Here is a 23910-nt window from a genome sequence, read left to right on the forward strand (position 1 = left end):
GTCTGACAGTACTGTGTACTGTCAGGCCGAGGCCCATGGCCGAAAGGGACGAAATTTGTAATTCCAGCGAAAGCGGGAATGACGGCCATAACACCGAACAGGATCAGGGTCGGCACCACGTTACCCACAAATTTGTCGCGCACCCGGACCGGTTCGCCATCCTTGATTTCTGCCGGCCGGGGAGTAGCCTGCACGGCCATGCACCTGCCTCGCTTCATGCGGCGCGTAAACCGTATCTTCACCAACCCGCTCATGGGCAGCTTCGCCTGGCTGGTGCCGCCGCTGGCGATGGTGCACCACCTCGGGCGCAAGAGCGGGCGCGAGTACCGTACACCGGTGGTGGCTTTTCCCAGCGCTACCGGCTTCGTGATCCCCATGACTTATGGCCGTGACGTTGACTGGGCGCGCAACATCGTCAGCGCACATGGATGCGAAGTCATGCAAATGGGCCGGAGCACCAGCCTGTGCAACCCGCGCATCGTGGGTTTCAAGGCGGCCGAGCCCCACCTGCCCGCGTTCGTGCGCCCAGCCCTGCGCGCCGCCGATTTCCCTGGCTACGTGTTGCTGGATCTCGCCAACGAGCACGCGCGCCGTGCCGCCAAGCACCCGCCCGCCGCCAAGCGCCGCCCGGGCGGCAGCAGCAAGAGGCTCTAGCGCGTCGCTAACCGCACCACCTTTGCCTTGTCGATCGCACGGTGGCGGGCGATCTGGCTGAGGCTGCGGCAGCTTGCAACGGGCAAGGGCGCGTGGAAATAGGCCCCGGGGCGCGCGCCCCGGCGATCAAGGAGCCACACACATGACATTATTCGAACGAACAAGAATCGGCACCATGGAGGTCAAGAATCGCGTCGCCATGGCGCCGATGGGGACAGCCGGGCTGGCCGACAGCGATCTCGGCTATTCGCGCCGGCTGATCGAGTTCTATGCGGCGCGTGCCCAGGGCGCCACCGGCATGATCATCACCGGCGCCGCCATCGCCAACACCCGGCTCGAAGGCGGCCTCGCGCACTTCTTGCCCCGCCTCGATAGCCCCAAGTACGTCTCGCGCTTGAGCGAGCTGTGTGATGCCGTCCACCACTACGATGCCAAGCTGGTGTTGCAACTGAGCGCCGGCTTCGGCCGCGTCAATTACTTGCTCGGCAATACCATCCTGCCGCCGATCTCGGCCTCGGAGGTGCCCTGCTTCCATGACCCCAGCGTCACCACCCGTGCACTAACGGTCGAGGAGATCGGCGAGCTCATGATGTCCTTCGCCATGGCAGCAGCCATGGCCAAGATGGCCGGCGTCGATGCCATCGAGATCCAGGGCTACGGCGGCTATCTCATCGATCAGTTCCAGAGCGCACTGTGGAACCGCCGCACCGACCACTACGGCGGCGATCTCGATGGCCGGCTGCGCTTCTCGCTCGAACTCATCGGCGCTACCCGCAGCCTGGTAGGGCCGGATTTCCCGATCATCTACAAGTTCACTCCCGATCATTACATACCGGGCGGACGCCAACTCGACGAGGGCCTGGAAATCGCCCGCCGGCTCGAACGCGCCGGGGTCGACGCCCTGCACGTCGACGGCGGTTGCTACGAAGTGTGGCACCGCGTCATCCCCAGTATGTACGAGGCCCAGGCCTGCCAGATCCCGCTGGCACAAGCCGTAAAACAGGTAGTGAAGCTGCCGGTCATTGCCCACGGCAAGCTCGGCAACCCGGCGGTGGCGAAACAAGTCATCGAGGACGGCCAGGCGGATTTCGTCGCCCTGGGCCGGCCGCTGCTCGCCGATCCGGCGTGGGCCAAGAAGGTGAAGCAAGGGCGCATCGGCGACATCCGGCCGTGCATTGCCTGCAACGAAACCTGCCTGGGTAAGAAGTTCTACGTCAGCTGCACGGTCAACCCGCAGACCGGCATGGAACGCGACTACGCGCTGGTGCCGGTCGGGCGTAAGCGCAAGGTGCTGGTCATCGGCGGCGGTCCGGGCGGCCTGGAAGCGGCGCGGGCCGCCGCCGCTCGCGGTTGTGAGGTCACGCTGTGGGAGCAGACCGCTCGCCTGGGCGGCAAGATGCACGTCGCCGCGGTGCCGGAGTTCAAGCGCGACATTCGGCCGCTCATTCGCTTTCTCTCTACCGAGGTCGAGAAGGCCGGCGTCAAGGTGGAGTTGCAGAAGGCCGCCACGCCCACGCTGGTGCAGCAACACCGGCCCGACGTGGTGATTGTCGCCACCGGCTCGCAATTCAAGCTGCCGGCGGTGCCCGGGGTGGAGAGCCGGCACGTGCTCAATACCGTCGAGTTGTACCAGCGGCCCGAGTCGCTGGGAGAGCGGGTGCTGGTGGTCGGCGGCGGCCTGTGCGGCTGCGAGGCGGCCGTCTACCTGGCGCAGCAAGGCCGGCGGGTGACCATCGTCGAGATGATGCCGGAGATGGTGCCGCAAGGCAGTAAGACCATCAACACCATCCTGGCAATCAAGGCCCTGCTGGCGCAAGCTCAGGTGACCGTGATGACCAGCACCAAGCTGGTCGAGATCACCCCCCGCGGCGCGATGGTCGAGCGCAACGGCGGCCGCGAGGAACTGGCAGCGGACAGCGTCGTCATCGCCACCGGCTTCACCCCCGATCTCACACTACGTGATGCGCTGGAGCAGCTGGGGACGGAGGCGGTCGCCGTCGGCGACTGCAACCGGCCGCGCACCATCCAGGAGGCGATTTGGGAAGGCTATCACGCCGCCCGCGTGATCAGCTGACCGTGACCGCGGCCCGGGCGCAGCCAGCGGCCTGCCGCAGCGCGCGGGCCGCATACACCCGCGTTAGGTGAGCGCGCTATTCGGCCGAGGCAAACAGATCCGAGAGCACCGTGACGCCCTGTGCCACTTGCTGCGTTGCGGCTGTATAGCAACGGCGGTTCGGGCCTTTGGTTCACCAGCGCCGCCGCCGGTCTCCTACAACGGATTGAACGGATTAAAGGGATCGAGCGGAACTGGACGCCGACCTTTGCCCCAGGCTACACCAGGCGCGGGATCGCATCTTCTTGGTTCTTGGCCTAATTCGCGCACCTTCGGGCGCGCTGCGCGCTCTTGCTCTTGAGACGTCGGCTGTTGCTTTGGTGCATCAGCCAGCATAAACTTCATCCGCAAATGATGAGATGTCTATGGAGGTAACGATGCTGACGAGAAGGAACCTGGCACTTGGGGTCATAGCCGTCCTAGTGGTCTCCTCTTTGTCCGGCTGCGCGGCCTGGCAGAACACGTCGCGGACCACCAAGGGCGCAGTGCTCGGAACAGCGGGGGGCGCAGGAGCCGGAGCCGCAATCGGCGCGATCGTCGGCGGTGGCAAGGGTGCCGGCAAGGGCGCTGCCATCGGCGCGGTGGTCGGCGGCCTCGCCGGTACGGGCATCGGCTACTACATGGAACAGCAGGCAAAGGAGATGGAGGCGGTTCTCGCCGAACAGGACCGCCTGCGCCGCCGCCAAGATCAACTCGACATCGAGCTTTCGAGCGACGTGCTCTTCGAGTCCGGCAAAGCGTACCTTCAACCCGGCGCGCGCGACAAGCTCGCCCGCTTCGCCGGCGTGCTCAATCGCTACCCGGAGAGCCGCGTCGCGGTTGTCGGGCACACCGACAACCGCGGCAGCGACGAGCTGAACTACAGCCTATCCAAACAGCGCGCCGACGCGGTGGCGTCCGTTTTCTCGGCGAGCGGCGTATCGCCAAGCCGCATGACTACACTCGGCGAGGGGAAGTCGCGCCCCGTGGCCACCAACGAGACTCCGGAGGGTCGCGCGCAGAACCGGCGCGTCGATGTGCACGTGATGCCCGCCGATCAGGCCGGCTCGCCAGCGGGTGCTGGGTCGGAGCCTTACTGATACGTTCGGGAAGACTCCGATCCGCCAATCGCCGAGGTGGCGGCCGGTACAGCGGTGCACGCTGCCGTACCGGGATCTAGACGTATGGTCGCCCGGATCGCGTCCATCCTTTGATGCCAGCGAAACCCGGCGACTCAGTCACAGTTGCCCAGGCGTTTGCCCTTCCACTTCGTCTCCATCGTCATCGCCTGCGGGCCCATCTGCATGTTCACCGTCATGCCCCCTTCGACGCTATCGCCGTGCCCGGTCAGCGTCGCGCGCCCCTTCATCTCGGGACCCTTCGCACCTTTGCAGGTGACCTCGAAGGTGTGCGTATTCCCGGAGACCTCGCGTCCGCTCAGCGTGCAGTGGCCATCCTTGGTCAATCCCTTCATCGCGTTGTCGGGATCGGTATCCTTCTCCGTGAGGCACTTCGTCTGAGTCTTGGTCTGCGGCTGCGGCATTACCGACATGACCGAAGTGGTCTCGAACTGCCACTTCCCGGCCCTCATCTCGAAGGCGGCGAAGACCGCAGCGGGCGCGAGAGTAACGGCAGCGGTGACAAGCGTAACACGAATGCCAAACATGGATCCCTCCCCGATCGGTTCCGGGCACCTTACCAGTTGAGCGGCCTAGTGCAACCGATTACTTTTGGACCGGAAGGTCGGCGGGCCGTCCCTTGACAGCGGGTTCAAGCGCGTTCTAAGGGGTGGTGTGTCCAAGCGCACTAAGGTAGACGCCTCATTTGTCATCGTGCAATCGGCGGAGTCGTCCATGAATGAGAGGAACGACAAGGCGTGAGACCAGCCTGGTTCGCGGCCAGCATCTATTCGATCGCGTTGTTCGTCGCGGTCGACCTCGCCGCATCCTCTGACGGCAGGGCCGAGCCGCCCGCGGGTTCAGAGAAACTCGTGCTGGCGGCGGAGGTGGCGGAACGTATTGACTACCTGACGTTCGCACAGGGGGCGGTACCGATCCGGGTTGGCGGCGCGGGGGCAAAGCAGGGCGCCAACTTCGAGCATGCCGTCCGTGTCATCGACGGCGACGCCACGAGCTTCTCGATCGTCAGCAAGGCAACGGCCGGGACCGACACCGAATTTGTCTATATGTTGCCGGCGCCCACGACGTTCGATCGGTTTGCGGTACCGGGCATCCTGGAGACGCCAAGCCCATCCACGACGTTCACTCGCCTGGTCGAGGTGCACGGATCCGCGACGGGTCCTGACGAGGGATTTACGCTTCTTTCGTCCGCGACGCTGCATACGCATCGAAAACGCGGCCAGGTAACGGAGCTCACAGTCGCATGGAAGCGTCCGGTGCGCTGGGTCAAAGTACGATTGGTGGGCGGCATCGAGATGCTACGGCCCGAGATGTCGTTGGAATTCAGCGAGATCATCGGTAACGGCACACAGGAATCGCCGCCGCTAGCCGAGTATTTCACCGGCGCCTGGCGCGGTGCGGGGGTGAAGCTCGAGATGAAACAAGCGGGCCCTCTCGTGTCCGGTTGTTACGACAACAGCGGAGACCTCAAGGGGACCGTGAGCGGCAACATCCTGCAGGCCACTGGAGTCGACCGCTCCGACGGTGTACAGAGCACTTTCATACTGTCCGTGGTTGACGATGGAACGATCCGCGGAGTCCGCTCGACGAACAAGGGACCCTTCCGACTCTACACCGGGCCGACCGCAGCTTCCGGTGCGGCTTCCATCTGCAAAGATCCCCCGGCGCCGAGACTCGGTTGCGGTTCCATCATTCACGGGATTCGTTTCGCGTTCGATTCCGCCGAGATCCAACCAGCCTCCGAGCCGGTCCTCGCCGAGCTGTTCAAGGGACTCAAGTCCGACCCCAGCGGCGCAATCATCATCGAAGGTCACACCTCGAGCGAGGGCTCGGACAGCTACAACCAGGAGCTCTCGGAGCGGCGAGCCCGCGCGGTCGTGGAGGATCTTGTGCGGCGCGGAGTGGCCGCGAATAGAATTAGTGCCGCCGGGCTAGGGGAACGCCGTCCAATTGCCGGCAACAACGACGAGAGCGGCCGCTCGCTGAATCGCCGAGTCGAGGTCCGTTGCCGATGAAGACAATCCGGCGCAGCTCTTTGAATTCATTACGATCGACGGTCTGAGAACGCTCTCAACTCGACCGGAGGTGGACGGAGGTGGATACTGCCTCTCGATTTTCGAGACGACGACGCCGTATCTGGAGAACGCGCATCGCCAGCGTTTTGATCTTGGCCTCATCGGTCTTCTCCGGGTGCGGGTACGGCAAGGCCGGTGAGCCCTGCCAACGCACGGGCGACGGTTTCCTGGCGCATCACAACTGCGAGACGTTTTGTTTGTCTTTCCCCATTTCTTGTCCCGACGGGTCCAGTGGCACACCGAACCTCTGCGCCGGGAAAGAGAGCTGCGTGGAGGGGGAATGCCCCGTGGGCCAGGTGTGTATCCGGGTAAACGTCGACCGCTCGTTCTGTGTTCCCGACACGATCTGCCCAACGTGGCGCCAGATCGGCGTTCCGAATCCCGTGCTTACGCCCGATGCAGAGATCAAGCGTCAGATGAGCGCACCTCGCCGCAACCTCAAACCCGTCGATACGCCGTGAGCGCAGAACTCGAACGGAGATGCATGGCAGCGGAAAGGCTCGCGGCCCGCACGCACACGCCCCTGCGCTTTCTGGTCGCAAGCTTACTCGCGCTTCTGCTCGCGCGTCCGACTCTGGCGTGTCGATGCGTACCTCAAACACTCGATCACTACTTCGAACGCGCCGATCTGGTCATGGTGGCGCGCACTGTATCGACCCGCATCGTCAAGGGATCGCCGGACTTTCGAACGGCTGAGTTCGCGCCAGTCCAGGAACCTTACAAGGGCGACCCGAAGTCGATCGTTGCCTTTGCCACGCATCTTTCGTCGGCCAGTTGCGGAGTACCGGTCGAGGCGGGACAAATGTTTCTGATCTTCGCCGCGCGCGACGAACCCGGCGGGACCACAGCCTGGTTCGACTCCTGCAATGGAACCCGTCCCTTCGGCCCCGATGTGAAGGTCGTCGACTTCGTCGACACGCCGGCGGAGAAGATCCTTCTCCGCCTCGAGGGGTTGCGCACCGCCAATGCGGTTCGCGATCCGAGCGCGAATCCCGGCGGACCACGCCTCCCGAAGCCCGGCCATCCGCACGCCGAGTTGATCGGATTGCTCGAGCTTGTGACGGTGTTGAATCTCGACGAACCTGGCGCCTCATCACCACCACCGCGCCTGCCCTCTGCGGTGATCGAGGTGATGGCTTCGCCGGAGTCCGGGGCCGCAGTGGTCGCCCAGATTCGTCTTCCGACCGATATCATCACGCGAGAATTGGACTACGAGAGGAAGGCGGCCGTCGTGCTAGAGCAGCGAGCCGCTTGGTATCGGATCGCGCTGCCCCACGATCGTAGCGGATGGCTGAGCGCGCGCCTCGCTGGTCCTTTCCACCCGTTCGCGGAGCTCATCGTAAATCGCCTGTCCTACTTGACGGCCCATTGGGATGGCTGGATATGGCCCGATCCAGGCGCCGGCAACCCAGTGAATGCGAACGTGAAGCAGAGCGAGGGACGTCACGAGTACCCGGTAAACGTGCGCGGCACTCAGGACCTCGCTGGCACGCTCTGGCTCCAAGTCGAAATATTGAGTGCGAGCCCGTGCGAAGGTGGATCGCCGAAGACAGTAATAAGCGGTTGGGTGCCTGCCTATTCACCTGAAGGAAAGCTTACCGCCTGGTTCTATTCGCGTGGATGCTGATCCAGGTGGTTGTCGGGACACCGACTGGCCGGTGTCCCCTTCACCGATCCGGACGTGATCCAGGTCTCCGAGGCGGACAGCCCGCATAAAGGCCTAATTTGACTCATCCGCGAGCGCCGCACTGAACCCGTCCGACGCCCGCGACGGCGCGCCCAGATCGTGCGACACCGGTAACTGCAGGCTTCCAATTCGAGCTCACGAGCGGGTCTGAAGTGCGATAGAGGTGGATTCGACGGAACCTGGATCTCCTTGGGTTCACGTTTCGCTACGATCGCGACCTCCACGGAGGCATCGATATCTGAACGTGCAGCCCTCGAAGAAATCGGTGGCACGAAGGCGAGAGGCGCTGCGGGGCATCGCTCTCCTGCGGCCACGGGCATTCGCGCCATATGCCGCGGCCCTGCAAAGGTCAATCGCCGGCGCCCGCCGCACTCGACTGCGGCGGCGCGGCTTCACTTACGCTTACGTCGCGGAGGTGGAGAATTCGGCGGCGGGACATCGCCGGCGTCGCGAAGCGCGAGCTCCCGCTGTTGCAGGTGTTGGATCTCGTCCCGCAGTTCGGCGGCGCGCTCGAACTCCAAGTCCGCCGCCGCCTGACGCATCTGTCTTTCGAGCGCGGCGATGCGTTTGGGAATGTCCACCAGCGCCACATACTCCTCGCCCTCCTCCGCCACGATCGGCACCTCGACGTAATCGGCTTCGGCGACTTCGACCAGCCGGGCATCTATGGCCTTATGAATCGTTTGCGGCGTGATGCCGTGTTCGCGATTGAACGCCTCCTGCTTGGAACGGCGGCGGTTGGTCTCGTCGATGGCGCGGCGCATCGACTCGGTGACCCGGTCGGCGTACATCAGCACCGTCCCGTTGACGTTGCGGGCGGCGCGGCCGATGGTTTGAATCAACGAGCGCGTCGAGCGCAGGTAGCCTTCCTTGTCGGCATCCAAGATCGCCACCAGCGACACTTCGGGCAGATCGAGGCCTTCACGCAGCAGGTTGATACCCACCAAGACATCGAAGACGCCCTTGCGCAGATCGCGAATGATATCGACGCGCTCGATGGTCTCGATGTCGGAGTGCAGATAGCGCACGCGCACGCCCAGCCCCTGGTAATAGTCGGTGAGATCCTCGGCCATTTTCTTGGTCAGCGTCGTCACCAGCACACGCTCTCCGCGTCCTACCCGTTCATTGATATTCTCCAGCAAGTCGTCCACCTGCCGGCGCGCCGGCCGCACGATGATCGCCGGATCGGTCAGACCGGTGGGGCGAATCAGCTGTTCCACTACCACCCCGCCGGTTTGCGTCAGCTCGTAATCACCCGGGGTCGCCGACACGTACACCACCTGGCGCACGAGCTGCTCGAACTCCTGGAAGTTGAGCGGCCGGTTATCGAGCGCCGACGGCAGGCGGAAGCCGTATTCCACCAGCGTCTCCTTACGCGAGCGGTCACCGCGATACATGCCGCCGACCTGCGGCACAGTGACGTGGCTCTCGTCGATGAACAGCAGCCAGTCGTCGGGAAAGTAGTTCAGCAGCGTCGGCGGCGGCTCGCCGGTTTGCCGGCCGGTGAGGTGACGCGAGTAGTTCTCGATGCCGGGGCAGAAGCCCATCTCGGCCAGCAACTCCAAATCGTAAAGCGTGCGCTGCTCGATGCGCTGGGCTTCGAGCAGCTTGTTGTCCGCCCGCAGCTCGGCAATGCGCGTCTTCAATTCCGTGCGGATAGCGGCGACCGCTTTCTCCATGCGATCAGGCGAGGTGACGTAGTGGCTGGCGGGATAAATCGCGACCTTGTCGAGCCGCCGCAACACCTGCCCGCGCAGGGGATCGATCTCGGCTATGACCTCGACGGTGTCGCCGAACAGTTCGATGCGGAGGGCGCGCGCTTCTTCGTAGGCGGGAAACACCTCGACGACGTCGCCCCGCACGCGGAACGTGCCGCGATGGAAGTCATAATCGTTGCGCTGGTACTGGATATCGACCAGCTTGCGCAGCAGCCAGTCGCGATCCACCTGGCTGTCGCGCTCGAGGAAGATGAGCATCTCGAAGTACGCCTCGGGCGAGCCCAGGCCGTAGATGCACGAAACGCTGGCGACGATCAGCACGTCGTTGCGCTCGAGCAGGGCTTTGGTCGCCGAGTGGCGCATCTTGTCGATCTCGTCGTTGATCGCGGAGTCCTTCTCGATGTAGGTGTCCGTGCTCGGCACGTAGGCTTCCGGCTGGTAGTAGTCGTAGTAGCTGACGAAGTACCGCACGGCGTTCTCAGGAAACAGGGTCTTGAACTCGTTATAGAGCTGCGCCGCCAGCGTTTTGTTCGGCGCGATCACCAGCGCCGGTTTGTTCACCCGCGCCACCACGTTGGCCATGGTGAAGGTCTTGCCGGAACCGGTGACACCGAGCAGCACCTGCGCCCGGCGGCCTTGCTCGATGCCGTCGCGGAGCTGCGCGATGGCCTCGGGCTGGTCCCCCTGCGGCACGAAGTCGGCGACCAGGCGGAAGGCGCCCTCGCCTCTCATGCGACATAACCTCCAGCCACCGCCGGCGTGCCGCCGCACTCCAGTCGCCGGCGCCGCTGCCATATGTGCACGCTCATGGCGCTGGCTTATAGCAGAGCACGGCCTGGATTGAATTGAGGTTGTTCTTGTGGCCAGATGCGGTCACATTTGGATGCGGGAGGTCCTTCATGCGAACACTGAGTGGGGTTGTCGCGATCGCGGCGTTGTTGCTGGCAGCGGTGGTAGCCCGAGCCGAGTCGCTAATGCAGTTCACCGTGGTGAACATCGAGTACGAGGGCAGCAAGATCTGGACGCCGGCGACGCTGGTGGTCGAAAAAGGGGACAAGGTGAAGCTGACGCTGATCAACAACGTGAAGTCCGAGCCGAGTCAGCACGGCTTCGCCATTGCGGCTTACAACATCGCTGAGCTCGTCGCCCGGGGCGAGCCTAAGACGGTGGAGTTCACCGCCGACAAGGCCGGCATCTTCCCGATCAACTGCCAGTTACATCCGACTCACGTAGGCGGCCAGCTCGTCGTGCTGCGGTAACCCGAGCCTGCTCACCGGCGAGCCGGCTCCTCAACCTGACGGATGCCGGCTTGCCGCCCGCGGGCATGGCCGAGGCCGCCCGGTTGCTCACTTGGCCGGCTTTCATTCTCTGAATTCCGCGCAGCCGTTGGGCACTACCTCGAGCGGCGGATCGCGAACTTGTGGCGCGAGTCGCAGCACGCGAAATTCGGGTACCGGAATGCGATCGAGCATGACGTAGGCCTTGCCAAAACGGTCCCCGCGTACGACCACGTCACCGGAGAAGAGCCCGGCATAGGGATCGACGCTGACGCTCTTGGGGTGGACCGCGTAGAGCGTGATGCCGCCGCCGTCATCGGAGAGGAACATGCCGTACTCCTGGAGCGCCCGGGCGATGATTCGCTCGGTTGGCGTGAGGCCGAGCCTGTCGAGATCCAACGCCGGATTGAGTTGAATGCGTGCGCCTTCCGGAATCGCGCCGGCACGCACCGAATCACCGTCGCTTTCAGTCGCAGGCGGGACTGGTCCTCCGGCTTTCGTGTTCGAGTAGCTGAAGCTCAAGGCGTGCGAAATCCTGCCTGCCCGCAGTTCGTCCGGCCAGATCATGCCCGCCAGCAAGCCGAAACCCGACCCACGCGCTGAAACACCCTTCGGAAACACGCCATCACTATCGGTGTTGAGAGCGTTACCCCACGCTGCCGTCCATCGTCCGAGCGCCTTGCGGGCGCGCCAGAAATCATACTCGCAGCCCGAGGTGAGATCGATAATAGCCATGTGCCGATCGCTCATCGCGTCGGGCGTGGCAAATGACGGAATCGGCACACCCTTCATCGTTCGATACGGTGCCCACGACGCCGTCAGGCGGACGTCGTAGCGCTTTGTGTTTGCGCTCGCGTAGTAGACCGGAACCGTCCACTCTTTGACCGTCATCAGGAATCCCTGCTTCCTGGCTTCCTCGATCAGGCTGCCCACCATCGCGGCCGAGCCCGGATCGACGGCGGGATTGGGAGGGATCATACGGTTGAATGGGCTTTCAGGGCTGTAAAGGGGAGGATGGAGGAGTGCCGCTGGTTTGCTCTCGGCAGCAGCCAACTGCGGTTGCGCCGGCGCGTACAAGGCCGCAGCAACCAGCACAGCCGCGGATACCACTACGAGACGTTTGCGGTTGAACATAGGTGCCTCCCCTGTTCGCGATTGCCGCAGTGGCGGCGGCGTCACCCCAGCCAAGTTGCCATTGCCGCGCCTACGGTGGACATACGCGGCACGCCTGTCAAACCCCCGGCCAGGCCCTTCTCCTCCAGGGTTCCGGGCGCGCGTGGCGTTGACCGACCCGAGCGAGACGGCGTAGTAAAGCACACTATGCCGGGAACGCTCGCAGGCAGCGCTGGAGATGATCCGCACGGAACTAGTGTGAGCGGCCGAGGCTGGGAGCAGTTGAACCACTCACCCCGATCCTCTCCCCGCGGCAAGGACAGCGGAGACGAGCGGTGCGTGTGGTCTTGAAGAAGTTGCTGAAGTGGGCGGCGCGCTGGTTGCCCGGCTTCCGGCTGCGGGTAGGGTTGCTGCGGGCCTGCGGCCATCGCATTGGCCGCGACGTCTACGTCGGCGAAGAGCTGCTCGTGATCGAAGAGCTATCGGACTTTTCCGAGAAGCTGGTCGTCGGCGACCGCGTTGCGATCGCCCCACGGGTTACGCTGGTGACCTCATCCGACGCCAATTTCTCGCGGCTGATGGAACGGATTCAGCCCATTCGCGGCCGCATCGTGATCGAGGACGATGCCTGGATCGGCACCGGCGTGATCATCTTGCCCAACGTCACCATCGGCCGCCGCGCCATTGTTGCGGCCGGCGCAGTGGTGACGCGCGACGTGCCTGATGACGCGGTGGTGATGGGGGTGCCGGCACGTGTGCGCGGCACGTGAGCGGATCGCCGTTGCCAGGGGGCAGCCGTTTCATTATTGTCCGCGCCACGCAGAGGGGCGGCGAGCCCCAGCCCCGTGACGGAAAGGAGCCACCATGGAGTTCAAAGAGGTCCTCGGCCGGCGGCGCTCCATTCGCTACTTCCAAGCCTGGCGGCCGGTCGAGCGCGAGAAAGTGCAGGTCATCCTCGAAGCCGCCCGCATCGCCTCGTGCGCCGTCAATGCCAGCTACCTGCGCGGCATCGTGGTCGAGCGCGATAAGCTCGATCCGGCGCTGTTCGAGTCGATCAAGACGCCGGTGTCCGGCCTGGTTATGGAGATGGCCCCGCTGCACATCTATTTCTACGGCGATCTCGACGCCTACAAACGCGGGCGCACTTCGCTCAAGGAGCTGGTGGACGCCGGTGCGCTCAACGCCAGCCACGGCTGGAGCCACAAGTTCGTCGACGACTTCGTCTGGCCGATGATCCTCGAACCCATCGGCAAGGACCGCGAGAACCTGATCCGCGCGGTGTCGGTGGACAGCGGCACGGCAATTTGCCAGGCACTGCTGGCGGCCTTCGATGAGGGGCTCGGCGCCTGTCTCACCGCCTTCGTCGATCCGCCCATTCGCCAGGCCCTCAAGGTGCCCGATCACTGGTTGCCGATGTGGGTGATGCTGGTCGGCTATCCGGCCGAGTCGTGGGAGGCCGGCGGGCAGCGGCCGCGCTTGCCGCTGGAGCAGTTGTTCTTCGAAAGCCAGTACGGCAACGGCTTCAAGCGCGACCCCAAAGTGGTTGAGCGCCTCAAAGCCGAGAAGATGCTGCAAGACCCTGCGCCGCTGCCGTGGCGCAAGGACGAGGTGCGCGCCCTGGCGCGCATGTTCGGCTTGCCGGAGTAGCCGGCGATAGCGCCGCACGCAGGATGGAGAACGACTTTCACGCCTACCGCACGGTACAAACCTGGTACGCCGGGCTACGCCGGCAATCGAACGTTGACCCTGATGCCGACCCCAAACGGTTGGCGACGCTGCGAGCGTTTTGCGAGTTTGTCGGCAAGGAGCCCGACGACATCATCCAGGAATGCCTGCGCGAGAGCGGCGAGCAGCTGAAGATCAGCCTCAAAGGGCGGCGGCTCTACGGCGCGAAGATCCAGGAGTTCGAGCAGCAGGCCAGCGGTGGGAGCCCCGGCGAGCGCGCACGCATCGGCAGCACGCTGCGCGGCTTTCTCATCCACAACGGCATCTTCATCCAAGCGCCGTCGCTGTTGCGCTGAGCGTTCGCCATCCCCCTGAGGCAGCCATGAGGGTGATCGCCGGGAGTGCCAAAGGCCGGCGCTTGAAAACTACCGCCGGGCGCGCCACTCGCCCGACTGCCGATCGGGTGAAGGAGGCGATGTTCAGCATCGTTTGCAGCCGCTTCGAGCTGGCGGAGACGGCGGTGCTGGATCTCTTCGCCGGCAGCGGAGCTTTGGGAATCGAGGCCCTCAGCCGCGGCGCCCGCCGCGCCGTCTTCGTCGAGGCGGGGCATGCGGCGGCGCGGGCGCTGCGCGCCAACCTCGAGGCCTGCGGATTCGGTGATCGCTCGCGCTTGCTGCCGCTTTCCGCCCCCGCCGCCCTGCGGCGCCTGGCGCGTGAAGGAGCCCGCTTCGAGGGCGCCCTGCTCGATCCGCCTTACTCCAAGGGGCTGGTGGCGGCGACATTGGCTCAGCTCGCCTCCGCCGCCATCGTCCGGCCCGGTGGTTGGGTGCTGGTCGAGCACCACTGTGATGAGCCGCCCCCGGCCGAGCCCTGGCCGTATTTGACGCCAACCCATCGCTATGGGAAGACGGGCGTGAGCATACTGCGCGTGCCCGAGGAGCCGAGCGATCACATCATGCCGCGAATAGCCGTATACCCTGGTTCATTTGATCCCATTACCAATGGCCACCTCGACATTGTGCGCCGCACGCTGCAGGTGTTCGACAAGGTCGTAGTCGCGGTGGCCTACAACCCTCACAAGGATGTCGCCTTGTTCTCTGCCGCCGAGCGCGTGGATATGATCCGCGAGGCGCTCACCGACCTCGCCGAGCGCGTGATTGCCGATAGCTTCCATGGGCTGCTGGTGGATTACTGCGACCGCGTCGGCGCCACCGTTGTGATCCGCGGCTTGCGGGCGGTCTCTGACTTCGAGACCGAATTCCAGATGGCGCTGATGAATCGCCACCTCAACGGCCGCGTCGAAACGTTTTTCATGACCGCCAGCGAAGCCTACTTTTACACCGCCTCGCGCCTGGTTAAGGAAGTGGCGGCGCTCGGCGGCGATGTCCGTGCGCTGGTGCCGCCGGTGGTGTTCCGGCGGTTGCAGGCCAGGAACCAGGAACAGCAGCCGAAGCGGTAGCCGCCGCACGCTCGTCGAAACGCGGCACTGGTGGTGCGGCGGCGATATGATCTAGGAGTGCTCTGATGAATCTGAGCGAGCGCGTGCGCGCGATCAAGCCCTCGGCAACGCTGGCGGTGACTGAACAGGCCACCGCCCTGCGGGCGAAGGGGATCGAAGTGATCGACTTCGGCGCCGGGGAGCCCGACTTCGATACCCCGGAAAACATCAAGCAGGCGGCGGTGCGAGCGGTGCAGGCCGGCCAGACCAAGTACACCGCCGTCGGCGGCACCGCGGCACTCAAGCAGGCGATCGTCACCAAGCTCAAGCGCGACAACGCCCTCACTTACGACGTCAGCGAAGTCATCGCCAGCTGCGGCGGCAAGCACGCGCTCTACGTCGCCTTCCAGGCGCTCTTCGGACCCGGCGACGAAGTCATCGTGCCGGCGCCGTACTGGGTGAGCTACCCCGACATGCTGGCGCTGGCGGGCGCGCGCGCGCGCATCGTGGCGACGAAGATGGCCGCTGGATTCAAGCTGACTGCCGCCGAACTCGAGGCCGCCGTCACTCCGGCCACTCGCGCGGTGATTCTCAATAGCCCGAGCAACCCGGCCGGGGTGGCTTATGGCGACGCCGAATTGCAAGACCTGACTGATGTGATCGCGCAGCACAACCTGTTCGTCATCAGCGACGACGTCTACGAGATGATGGTCTACGGCGGCTTCCGCTGCGGTCAGGTCCTGCGCGTGCGGCCGGCGCTGCGCGAGCGCACGTTGATCGTCAACTCGGTGTCCAAGACCTACGCCATGACCGGCTGGCGCGTCGGCTACAGCGCCGGGCCGAGCGCGTTGATCAAAGCCATGGCCACCTTGCAGGGGCAGATGACCTCGAACCCGTCGTCGATTGCCCAGGCCGCTGCCGCCGAGGCTCTGGCCGGGCCGCAGGAATCGGTGCCGCTAATGATGCGCGAGTTCGAGCAACGGCGCCAGTTCGTGGTCAGCGGCCTCAATGTCATCCCGGGCGTGCACTGCCCGCTACCGCAAGGCGCCTTTTACGTCTTTCCCAACGTCGCGGCGTATCTTGCGCCCGCCGGCGACGGGCCGAAAAGCGGCGACGACTTGGCCGCCTACCTGCTCAAGGCCGCCCGCGTCGCGGTCGTCGGCGGCACCGACTTCGGTTACCCGGAACACATCCGGATCTCTTACGCCACCTCGTTGGAGAACCTGCGCACCGGCCTCGAGCGCATGACCGAGGCGCTGGCGAAACTGAAGGCGCGAATCTGAGGCGCAAGCGCCCCTGACCTGAAGCTCGCCGGAGCTGACCCCCGGTGAAACGCTGCGGTGGTGCGGCTCAGAACGAGTACCGTAGGCGCACGAAGCCTTCGTCGTTGCGGCGGTACTGGCCGCCGACCGAACTGCGGCGGCCGGCGATGAAAAGGTAGCCGAGGCGAACATCGAGCGCGTCGGTGAGTCTATAAGTCAGCCGCGGCAGTACCACGCTGTAGTCGCTGCTGGCTCCGTACACGGCTATCAGCTGCGCCTGCAAGTCGTCGTTGAAGAAGTTCTTGCGCACATTGGCCAACAGCCGGGTCTCGACGTCCTTGATCAGCAGCGCCGCGTCGTTGTGCAGCACATCGGTCTGGTTCAGCTGCAACAGCAAGAGGTAGCCGTTGGACGAGTAGTCGGCGCCCATACCCCATTCGACGGCATCACGAGTGACGAACGATGCCCCGAGATCGATCGGAACGCGGGTGGCGCCGTTGAGGAAGGCGGCCAAGCCTTGCTCAATCTGTGGCCCGAGCACGCGGGGATCAGTGATGAGAAGGCGCAGGTCACGATTGAACGGACGGCCGCTGATGTAAGCGCCTTCGGCGCGGATAGTGAAGGGACCGATCGGGTAGGCGGCATCGGCGCCCCAGGAATCAATCTGGCGAAACGCCGGCGTCAAAGTTGTGGTGGCGGTGATATCGAACCCGAGCGGATTGCGGGGGTCGGCCGGAGGATGAGCGAACGCCTCCGCACTCAAGCCGAAGCAGGGCTGCACGTCGAAACCGTGGTAGTAGTAAAGGGCGACATCGGCCTCGCCGGCAATACCCGCCAGCCGTACGCCCCAGTCGCCGTTGTCGAAACGCAACGCCGGAGTGCGGCTGTTGGCGGCGCGAAAACTCACCGGCACCCGGATCGGTACCGGTAGCGGCTGTCCGCCCGGCAACGTCACTAGCCCAGCGGGAATGAAGAACTCTTGCGTGGTGGTCAGAGTCGGCGGAAACCAACGTTCGCCGACTTCGGGAAAGCGGAACGGCACATAGAACGGAGCCCACACCGCGGTGAAGCGCATCTCCTGCGGCAGCCAGTCGGCCGCCGGCAGGTAGTACGACGCCTGCACCGCCGGCACACCGATCTTGCGTTCGTCCTCCTCCTGTAAGAACGGGTCGGCGAAACGCTCGGGGTTGATCAAATCGTTCGGCTGCGTGCGATCGAGCTTGCCCCAAGCCACCTTCTGCTTGCCCAAGCGCAGGTCAAAGCGATCGAGGCGGGCATCGAGATAGGCCTCCTCGAACTCGACGGCGGGCGAGACGTCCTGAAAGACATCGTCGAGGTTGAAGGTGCCCGCCTTGGTCGCCTTGAAAGTCGGGCCCCCGTTGCTTCCCACCGTGGTGGCGTCGAGGCGCAGCCAGCTGGTGACTTCGGCGGCGGCGCGCAGTCGCAACGTTTGCTGCGTGCGGTCGTGGGAGGTGGCGCGGTTTTCCTCGAACACCTCGCGCCCCTCGACATAACCATCGAGTTCGAGAGCACGCCCTGCCAGCGTGGTCTTGAGTCCCCAGGCCTGTGCTGGGAGCCACAGCGCCCCGATCACCGTGGTCACCCGCAGTAGCTGCCACCTGCCCATGTCCCCTCCCGCGCGCAACGTCGCGGCTACTTAGCGCGGCGCTGTTGCCGGATGCAAGCGAATCAGCCGGCGGCTGCTGCTGGTATTCGCATTCGACTTCCAGGCTGCGAGCGTGTAGGACTCGGCAGCACAGACTTGCGTTCTTGGGGGTTCGAGATGGGTGCGTTACGAATGGACAAGCAGAGGGTCTTGCAGGCGGTGGTGGCGGCGTTGGTGGTGTTGCTGGCACGACGGCCGGTGCTCGGCGTAACCATCGAGGTCGGTTCGGCGTCGTTGGAGCCCGGATCGAGCGTCGAGATCATGGTCAGCATGGGGCTCGGCGCCGGCGAGCACGTTGCCGGCTTTCAAGCCGATATCCAATTTGATCCGGCGCTGGTGATGGTCAGCGGCTGCCGCATCAATCCGGATATCGGTCCGGGATCGCTGGCTGACAAGACGCTCAGCACCTCGCCGGCGCGGGGCCAGCCGTTTGTGCGCAACATCATCTTCTCCGCCAACAACGTCGCCGCAATTCCCGCCGGTGTGCTCTACGCCTGCACCTTCAGCATCTCGCCAGATGCCGCGGGCTCGATAGTCCTGCAACCGACACGGATCATTGCCTCCGATCCCAAGGGCGGGCGGCTGCCGGTATCGGGGACCGCCGGCACCATCTTCGTTAGCGGCGCTACGGGTGAGGCGGGCGGCCGCGGCCCGCGTCCGCTCGCGCCGGTACAGCCGCGTGCAGTTGCGCCCGCACCGGGTGCCGCGCCTGCTCCCGGGCTTGGCGCGGCGCCAATGCCACCAGCCGAATCCGCGCCGCCGGCAGCCGGCCGCGAGTTGGCCGAGCCGGTAGAGGAAACCACCCCGGAGCCCGAGCCGACCATTGCTGCAACTGCGCTGGCGAGCAAGACCGGGGCGAAGGGCTCGGCAACCCCCGGCACCCCGACGCTCAAAGCAACCGCGGCCACCACCACGACCCCGATGGCTAGCGGGACGCCGGGCACGGCAACAGCGGCACCGGGCACGCCCGCGCCAACCATGGCCACGCCAAAGGCATCGCCGAAGGCTGCTAAGAAGACGCCCGCGCAGCGATGAGATACGCGGGCGAGTCGAGGGCTGTTGACCGGCGCCGCAGGCTTCCACTAGAGGGTCCCCCGGATTTGCGACGGAGGCAGAGATGATCACCGTACCCGCTATGCGGCTGCACCAGTTCGGCGTCGAGTTCTACCAGGCGATCTTGGGCGTGAGCGACGTGCAAAAGCTGGTGCGCTTCGAGGTGCTCAGCTACAGCGGCGACGGCCGCACGGCCGGTAAGCGGCCGGTCAAGACCGGCCGAGCCGGAAAGATCAACTGGGATGTGCTGGAGCAGAAGATCGCCCACAGCGAAGAGGCCTACCAGCGGCCGCTGATCCAGAAGAAGATCGCCGAGCTGATGGATTACTTCGTCCAGTGCTCGGAGACCGGGAACTTGCCGGCGGTGCCGGGAGCGGTGCTGCTCACCTCCGATCGCCGGCTCGACTTCGTGCCGGTCAGCTCGCATCGCATCCTCGGCGTCCTGCAGCTGCCGCCGGTGGAAGGTGCGTTGCGTGCCCTCGACGGGCAACACCGCTTGCTCGCCATTCACCAGCTCGCCGAGCAACGGCCGTTGGAGAACGTGCAGGTGCCGGCGGTGATTTTCGATCGACTCGCCCCCGACCAGGTTGTCGAGTTGTTCGTGACCATCAACGCCAAGCACACCAAGCTCAACCCATCGCACCTGATCAGTCTTTCAGGCCGCCGCCTCTATCCCGATAAAGCGCTGGCCGCCAGCCACGACATCATTCGTGCCCTGGCCGAGAGCAAGGAGTCGCCACTGCACGGCGAGATCAAGCTCTTCGGTGTGGGCGCCGGCCGGGTGGCGCAGGCGCCGCTGGCGGACGAGCTGAAGGGCGTCTTCGCCGCACTCGACGCCTTCGGGGGCCGCCCGGCGGAGCAATTCCGCGATAACGCTCCCAAGTTCTTCCTCAGCTACTTCAAGCAGATCGCCCGAGTGTTCGAGAAGGCGTGGCACAGCAAGCGTTACAGCATCAAGACCGCCACTGCGTTGCGGGCCTTCTTGCGCGTGGTGCCCGACGTTCTCGGCGCCGTGCGCCAGGCCGGCGCTGATCCTTTCGAGGCGGCCGCGATTCATGCGGCGATAGCCCCGTGGGCCGATTACCTCGGCGATGCGCGCTTCGAGACCGAAGGCGAGTGGCGTATCAAGTTGGCCGGCGGCACCCGCGGCAGCGTCGATGTACTCGCACGCGAACTACGTTCCGCGCTGCGCACGGTGTCGGGCTGAGACGCCCTGCGAACCGCCCACGTGCGAGGCGAACGCTCTGGCAGCACGTCGCAACAAGTGGAGGAGTTATGCCGGCAAAGCGCCCCGTGGCTGTAAGTTTGTTGCTTAGCTGTGCGCTCGCCCTGGGCGCGTGCAAGCGCGGCGATACCGAAACCCGGCCGCCCGACCCGGCGACGCGCCGGCTCACACGCTCGGGCGAAGTGATCGGGTTCCAAGGACAGTACGGCAGCCACGTCTGGCTGGGGTTGCCGTTTGCGCAGCCGCCGGTGGGCGAGCGGCGCTGGCGGGCGCCGGCACCGCCGCAGTCGTGGACCGGTAGCCGCGAGGCCGTGCAGTACGGCTCGTCGTGCCCGCAATTTGCCAGCACCTTCGGCGGCGTCAGCGGTGCCCGCCCGGGCACACCGGTGGGCAGCGAGGACTGTCTCTACCTCAACGTCTACGCCCCCCGCTTCAGTGCCAGCGCGCTGCCCGCCGGGGCGCAGCGGTTGCCGGTGATGGTTTGGATCCACGGCGGCGGCAATACCATCGGCGAGGGCGCCTTCTACAACGGCGGCAACCTCGCCGTAACTCACAATGTCATCGTCATCACTGTTAATTATCGCCTGGGCCCATTTGGCTGGTTTCGCCACCCCGCCCTTCGCGGCCAAGGCACGAGCGACGATGAACGCTCCGGCAACTTCGGTACACTCGATCTGATTCGCGCGCTCGAATGGGTGCGGGAAAATGCCGAAGCCTTCGGCGGTGATCCCGGCAACGTCACCATCTTCGGCGAATCGGCCGGCGGTGTGAACGTGTACAGCCTGCTCTTGTCCCCCAGGGCACGCGGATTGTTCCACCGTGCCGTGGTTCAAAGCGGCGGGCTGCATCTGCGCCAGGTCGCCGAGGCCGAGCACTTCAGTGACGACGCCGCGCCGGGGGACCCGAACAGCTCCAACGAGATGCTCTTGCGTCTGCTGCTTGCAGAAAAGCGGGCGCCGGATCGTGCTGCCGCGAAGTCACAGCTGGCGGCGATGAGCAAAGCTGAGGTCGAGGCTTATCTGCGGGGCAAAACCCAGCGGGCAATCCTCACGGCCTACACACCCATGCCGGGCGTCGGCATGATCAGCATGCCGCTGGTGTTCCGTGACGGGGCGGTCTTGCCGCAGGAAGAGCCTTTACCGCAGCTCGGGCGCAGCGGCGGCTACAACCCGGTGCCGGTAATGATCGGCACCAACCGCGACGAGAACAAGCTGTTTCTGTTTCCCGATCGCACCCGGGTGCGACGCTGGTTGTGGCTCTTCTACCGCTTGCGCGACGAGCGCTGGTACAACCTCAGCGCCGAGTACCTGTCGAAGATGTGGAAGGCCACCGGCGCCGACGAGCCGGCAGCGGCGTTGGCGGCGTTGCCGGGGCAAAGCGTGTTCGTCTACCGCTTCGACTGGGACGAAGAGCCGGCGCTCTTCGGGGCTGATCTCTCCACCATGCTGGGCGCGGCCCACGGCTTCGAGATCCCGTTCGTGTTTGGTCACTTCGACCTCGGCCGGGCGGCCAACATGATTTTCTCCGAAGACAACGAACCCGGCCGCCGTGCCCTCAGCTCGCAGATGATGTCGTACTGGGCGCAGTTCGCTTACACTGGCGCACCCGGTAGGGGCCGTGACGGCGAGTTGCCGGAATGGCCGGCGTGGGGGGCATCGAACCCCACTACTCCCAAGTTCATCGTCTTCGACACGCCTGCCGGCGGCGGCTTGCGCATGTCCTCCGATACCGTGACGCGCGCCAGCGTGCTGGCAGCGGTGGACGGCGATTCCCGCTTGTCGACCCCGCGCCAGCGCTGCATGATCTTCCGCGAGCTGGCCAACTGGTCTCGCGGCTTGTCCAAGAACGATTACCCCAACGCCGGCCGCAGCGGCTGCGCCGAGTATCCCTTCGACACTTATCCGTGGCCCGAGTGATGGCTCCCTCTGAGAAGCCCCAGCGGCGAATGCGCCGGCTGGGCGCGGCCATGAACCCCGCCTGGTTCGAGGAGGCCGTACGGCGGACCTCTCGATGCCGGCTTCACGGGTAGCTGATCGACTCGGGCTGAAATGCTGTTCCCGCGCGGACCACTGCCTGTCTACACCTGAGGCCTGGCCGGATGGCGAAGCGGCGCGCGCTTGAAGACACGCTCGCAGAGCTGCACGCCCTGCGTCAGGCCCCGCTCACGACCGCGGCATTGTCCGCGCTTCGCCAAGGGCTGAACAGCAAGATCTCGTACGTTGTAGCCAAGGCAGCTGAGATCACCGGGGAAGCCGAAATCGGCCAACTCACCCCCGAATTGGTGGCGGCTTTCGGGCGTCTCATGCTCGAGCCGGCAAAGAGTGATCCGGGCTGTCAGGCCAAGGCGCAGATTGCCGATGCGCTCTACCGCATCGGTTACGAGGAGGCTGACTTGTTCCTGCGCGGCATTCACCACGTGCAGCTGGAGCCGGTATACGGCGGCCGAGTGGATACCGCGGCCGGCTTGCGGAGCGCCTGCGCTTTGGGGCTGGTGAGAATGAACTACCCCGATGTCCTCAGTGAGTTGGCCGATCTGTTAGCCGATCCGGAAGCCCCCGCGCGGCTGGCTGCGGTACGCGCGCTGGCGTACAGCGAAAACCAGAACGCGGCGCCATTGCTGCGACTGAAGGCCCATGTGGGCGACGAGGACCCGCAAGTAATCGCGGAATGCCTTGGCGCGCTGTTGAAAGTGGCTGCGGCGGCGGCGCTACCGTTCGTGGCCCGTCAGCTCGATGCCGGCGCCGTGACCACGAGGGAGTCCGCCGCTTTGGCACTGGGGAGTTCGCGTTTACGTGCCGCCTTCCCGATCCTGCGCGAGTGGTGGCAGCGCATTCGCGAGCGCGAGCTGCGGCGCACCGCGCTGCTGGCAATCGCTATGCTCCGGCAAGACGAAGCGCTGGCATTCCTGCTGTCATTGGTGGCGGAAGCTCCGGGGCACACCGCGCGTGAAGCCCTCGCGGCGTTGGGCTTGTACCGCCATGACGACGCCCTGCGCAAACGCGTACTTTGCGCTGCCACTCAACGCACAGACGTGGACCTGAGCGCGACTATCGCCGAGGTGTTCTGAAGCCGCGGCGGCAGAGCGGCACGGGCAATCGTCAGCTCCCCATGCGGTGGCGAAAGGCGCGGCCACGGCGTGTGCTGCCATGTAACTCGATGAACAGCAGCCCGCGCATCACCATCGCGAAGTAGACCAGCAAGGCTCCGAGACCGGTCTGCACCCACGTCAGGACGCCGTCGAGCGGCAGCGCGTTGACCGCGTACACCAGCACCGCGGCGGCGATGTTGGCCGGAAACCACTCGATCCAGTTTTCCAGCACGAAGTGGTAGCTCTCGACGATCAACGCCAGCGAGCCGGAGTGGCCGAGGTAGATCAGTTCCGGTACCGCATTGCAGAATACGAATAGCGCCAGGTTGATGCACAACAAGATCACCATGCCGTTGGGCAACGCCGCCAGCACCGGCGTGGCAAACGTGAAGAACAACCAGAAGACGAAACCGACGCCCATGACCTCCCAGAGATAGACGCCAAAACTGCGCTTGAAGTCGTCGAGCGATACGCGCGAAGTGCGCACCATCATTTCGACCAGGTAGAGGAACGAGCCCACGCACGCCGCCCACACCAGCCCCATGATGAAGCCCCCGATCACCCCGAGCAGAGCGACCAGCAGGCCCGCCGCCGCCATCACCATCGAATAGACGAAGACGGTGCCCAGCACCGGCCAGTTCTTGAGCGTCAGCTCCGCGGCACGGCTGAAGGCTTTTCGATACATAGCGAGCGTAACGGTCATCCACTCCACACAATCTCCTTGTCGGCGGCGGCGACTGTACCGGTCAGTGCCGGGT

Annotated in this window: 20 protein-coding genes; 15 read left to right on the forward strand and 5 right to left on the reverse strand. The window is 65.0% G+C overall.

Features of this window, described 5'->3' with window-relative positions; translation table 11 throughout:
* Positions 1-198: 198 nt before the first annotated feature.
* The 3 genes from HY699_17775 to HY699_17785 all read left to right on the forward strand — a co-directional run bounded on the left by HY699_17775 (position 199) and on the right by HY699_17785 (position 3846).
* Complete coding sequence (locus HY699_17775) at positions 199-654, forward strand: nitroreductase family deazaflavin-dependent oxidoreductase (GenBank protein MBI4517658.1); 456 nt, start codon at positions 199-201, stop codon at positions 652-654.
* A gap of 142 nt (positions 655-796) precedes the next feature.
* Complete coding sequence (locus tag HY699_17780; protein ID MBI4517659.1) at positions 797-2728, forward strand: FAD-dependent oxidoreductase; 1932 nt, start codon at positions 797-799, stop codon at positions 2726-2728.
* Between the two features lie 416 nt (positions 2729-3144).
* Positions 3145-3846, forward strand: coding sequence for an OmpA family protein (locus HY699_17785; protein MBI4517660.1), 702 nt, complete (start codon positions 3145-3147; stop codon positions 3844-3846).
* Between the two features lie 134 nt (positions 3847-3980).
* On the opposite strand, the gene HY699_17790 is transcribed toward HY699_17785, so the two are convergent.
* Positions 3981-4412, reverse strand: coding sequence for a DUF3617 family protein (locus tag HY699_17790; GenBank protein MBI4517661.1), 432 nt, complete (start codon positions 4410-4412; stop codon positions 3981-3983).
* A 210-nt stretch (positions 4413-4622) separates the two neighbouring features.
* On the opposite strand from HY699_17790, the gene HY699_17795 reads away from it, so the two are divergent.
* Together HY699_17795 and HY699_17800 are read left to right on the forward strand one after the other, a co-directional pair.
* The gene (locus HY699_17795) at positions 4623-5900 is read left to right on the forward strand and encodes an OmpA family protein (GenBank protein MBI4517662.1); all 1278 of its coding nucleotides are present in this window, start codon (positions 4623-4625) and stop codon (positions 5898-5900) included.
* Between the two features lie 544 nt (positions 5901-6444).
* On the forward strand, positions 6445-7587 hold the full coding sequence (locus HY699_17800) for a hypothetical protein (protein MBI4517663.1): 1143 nt from the start codon (positions 6445-6447) through the stop codon (positions 7585-7587).
* 452 nt (positions 7588-8039) lie between these two features.
* Here HY699_17800 and uvrB read toward each other — a convergent pair whose 3' ends face one another.
* Positions 8040-10097 carry an excinuclease ABC subunit UvrB gene (gene uvrB, locus HY699_17805; GenBank protein ID MBI4517664.1) on the reverse strand — a complete coding sequence of 686 codons (2058 nt, stop codon included), beginning with the start codon at positions 10095-10097 and terminating at the stop codon, positions 8040-8042.
* Positions 10098-10264: 167 nt separating this feature from the next.
* Between uvrB and HY699_17810 the strand changes: the two genes are divergently transcribed.
* A complete protein-coding gene (locus tag HY699_17810) occupies positions 10265-10624 on the forward strand; it encodes a cupredoxin domain-containing protein (protein ID MBI4517665.1) in 360 nt (119 codons plus the stop codon).
* Between the two features lie 102 nt (positions 10625-10726).
* On the opposite strand, the gene HY699_17815 is transcribed toward HY699_17810, so the two are convergent.
* Positions 10727-11776: a hypothetical protein gene (locus tag HY699_17815; protein ID MBI4517666.1), complete on the reverse strand. Its 1050-nt coding sequence runs from the start codon at positions 11774-11776 to the stop codon at positions 10727-10729.
* A 386-nt stretch (positions 11777-12162) separates the two neighbouring features.
* On the opposite strand from HY699_17815, the gene HY699_17820 reads away from it, so the two are divergent.
* From HY699_17820 to HY699_17840, 5 genes are all read left to right on the forward strand, one after another.
* Complete coding sequence (locus HY699_17820) at positions 12163-12525, forward strand: acyltransferase (GenBank protein ID MBI4517667.1); 363 nt, start codon at positions 12163-12165, stop codon at positions 12523-12525.
* 94 nt (positions 12526-12619) lie between these two features.
* Complete coding sequence (locus tag HY699_17825; GenBank protein MBI4517668.1) at positions 12620-13402, forward strand: nitroreductase family protein; 783 nt, start codon at positions 12620-12622, stop codon at positions 13400-13402.
* Between the two features lie 23 nt (positions 13403-13425).
* Positions 13426-13776 carry a hypothetical protein gene (locus HY699_17830; GenBank protein MBI4517669.1) on the forward strand — a complete coding sequence of 117 codons (351 nt, stop codon included), beginning with the start codon at positions 13426-13428 and terminating at the stop codon, positions 13774-13776.
* A gap of 26 nt (positions 13777-13802) precedes the next feature.
* Positions 13803-14879, forward strand: coding sequence for a pantetheine-phosphate adenylyltransferase (gene coaD, locus HY699_17835; protein MBI4517670.1), 1077 nt, complete (start codon positions 13803-13805; stop codon positions 14877-14879).
* A gap of 65 nt (positions 14880-14944) precedes the next feature.
* Positions 14945-16141 (forward strand): pyridoxal phosphate-dependent aminotransferase, encoded by a 1197-nt coding sequence (locus HY699_17840; protein MBI4517671.1) that lies wholly within the window; start codon positions 14945-14947, stop codon positions 16139-16141.
* Positions 16142-16208: 67 nt separating this feature from the next.
* Here the strand turns inward: HY699_17840 and HY699_17845 are convergent, their stop codons facing one another.
* On the reverse strand, positions 16209-17747 hold the full coding sequence (locus tag HY699_17845; protein ID MBI4517672.1) for a hypothetical protein: 1539 nt from the start codon (positions 17745-17747) through the stop codon (positions 16209-16211).
* A gap of 171 nt (positions 17748-17918) precedes the next feature.
* On the opposite strand from HY699_17845, the gene HY699_17850 reads away from it, so the two are divergent.
* The 4 genes from HY699_17850 to HY699_17865 all read left to right on the forward strand — a co-directional run bounded on the left by HY699_17850 (position 17919) and on the right by HY699_17865 (position 23131).
* Positions 17919-18821 carry a hypothetical protein gene (locus HY699_17850; protein MBI4517673.1) on the forward strand — a complete coding sequence of 301 codons (903 nt, stop codon included), beginning with the start codon at positions 17919-17921 and terminating at the stop codon, positions 18819-18821.
* Between the two features lie 82 nt (positions 18822-18903).
* The gene (locus HY699_17855) at positions 18904-20046 is read left to right on the forward strand and encodes a DGQHR domain-containing protein (protein MBI4517674.1); all 1143 of its coding nucleotides are present in this window, start codon (positions 18904-18906) and stop codon (positions 20044-20046) included.
* A gap of 68 nt (positions 20047-20114) precedes the next feature.
* Positions 20115-21980 carry a carboxylesterase family protein gene (locus tag HY699_17860; protein MBI4517675.1) on the forward strand — a complete coding sequence of 622 codons (1866 nt, stop codon included), beginning with the start codon at positions 20115-20117 and terminating at the stop codon, positions 21978-21980.
* Between the two features lie 182 nt (positions 21981-22162).
* Positions 22163-23131 (forward strand): hypothetical protein, encoded by a 969-nt coding sequence (locus HY699_17865; protein ID MBI4517676.1) that lies wholly within the window; start codon positions 22163-22165, stop codon positions 23129-23131.
* 31 nt (positions 23132-23162) lie between these two features.
* Here HY699_17865 and HY699_17870 read toward each other — a convergent pair whose 3' ends face one another.
* Positions 23163-23864 carry a hypothetical protein gene (locus HY699_17870; protein MBI4517677.1) on the reverse strand — a complete coding sequence of 234 codons (702 nt, stop codon included), beginning with the start codon at positions 23862-23864 and terminating at the stop codon, positions 23163-23165.
* Positions 23865-23910: the final 46 nt, after the last annotated feature.

Source organism: Deltaproteobacteria bacterium (assembly GCA_016210005.1).
In the GTDB taxonomy this organism is placed as follows: Bacteria; Desulfobacterota; Binatia; order HRBIN30; family JACQVA1; genus JACQVA1.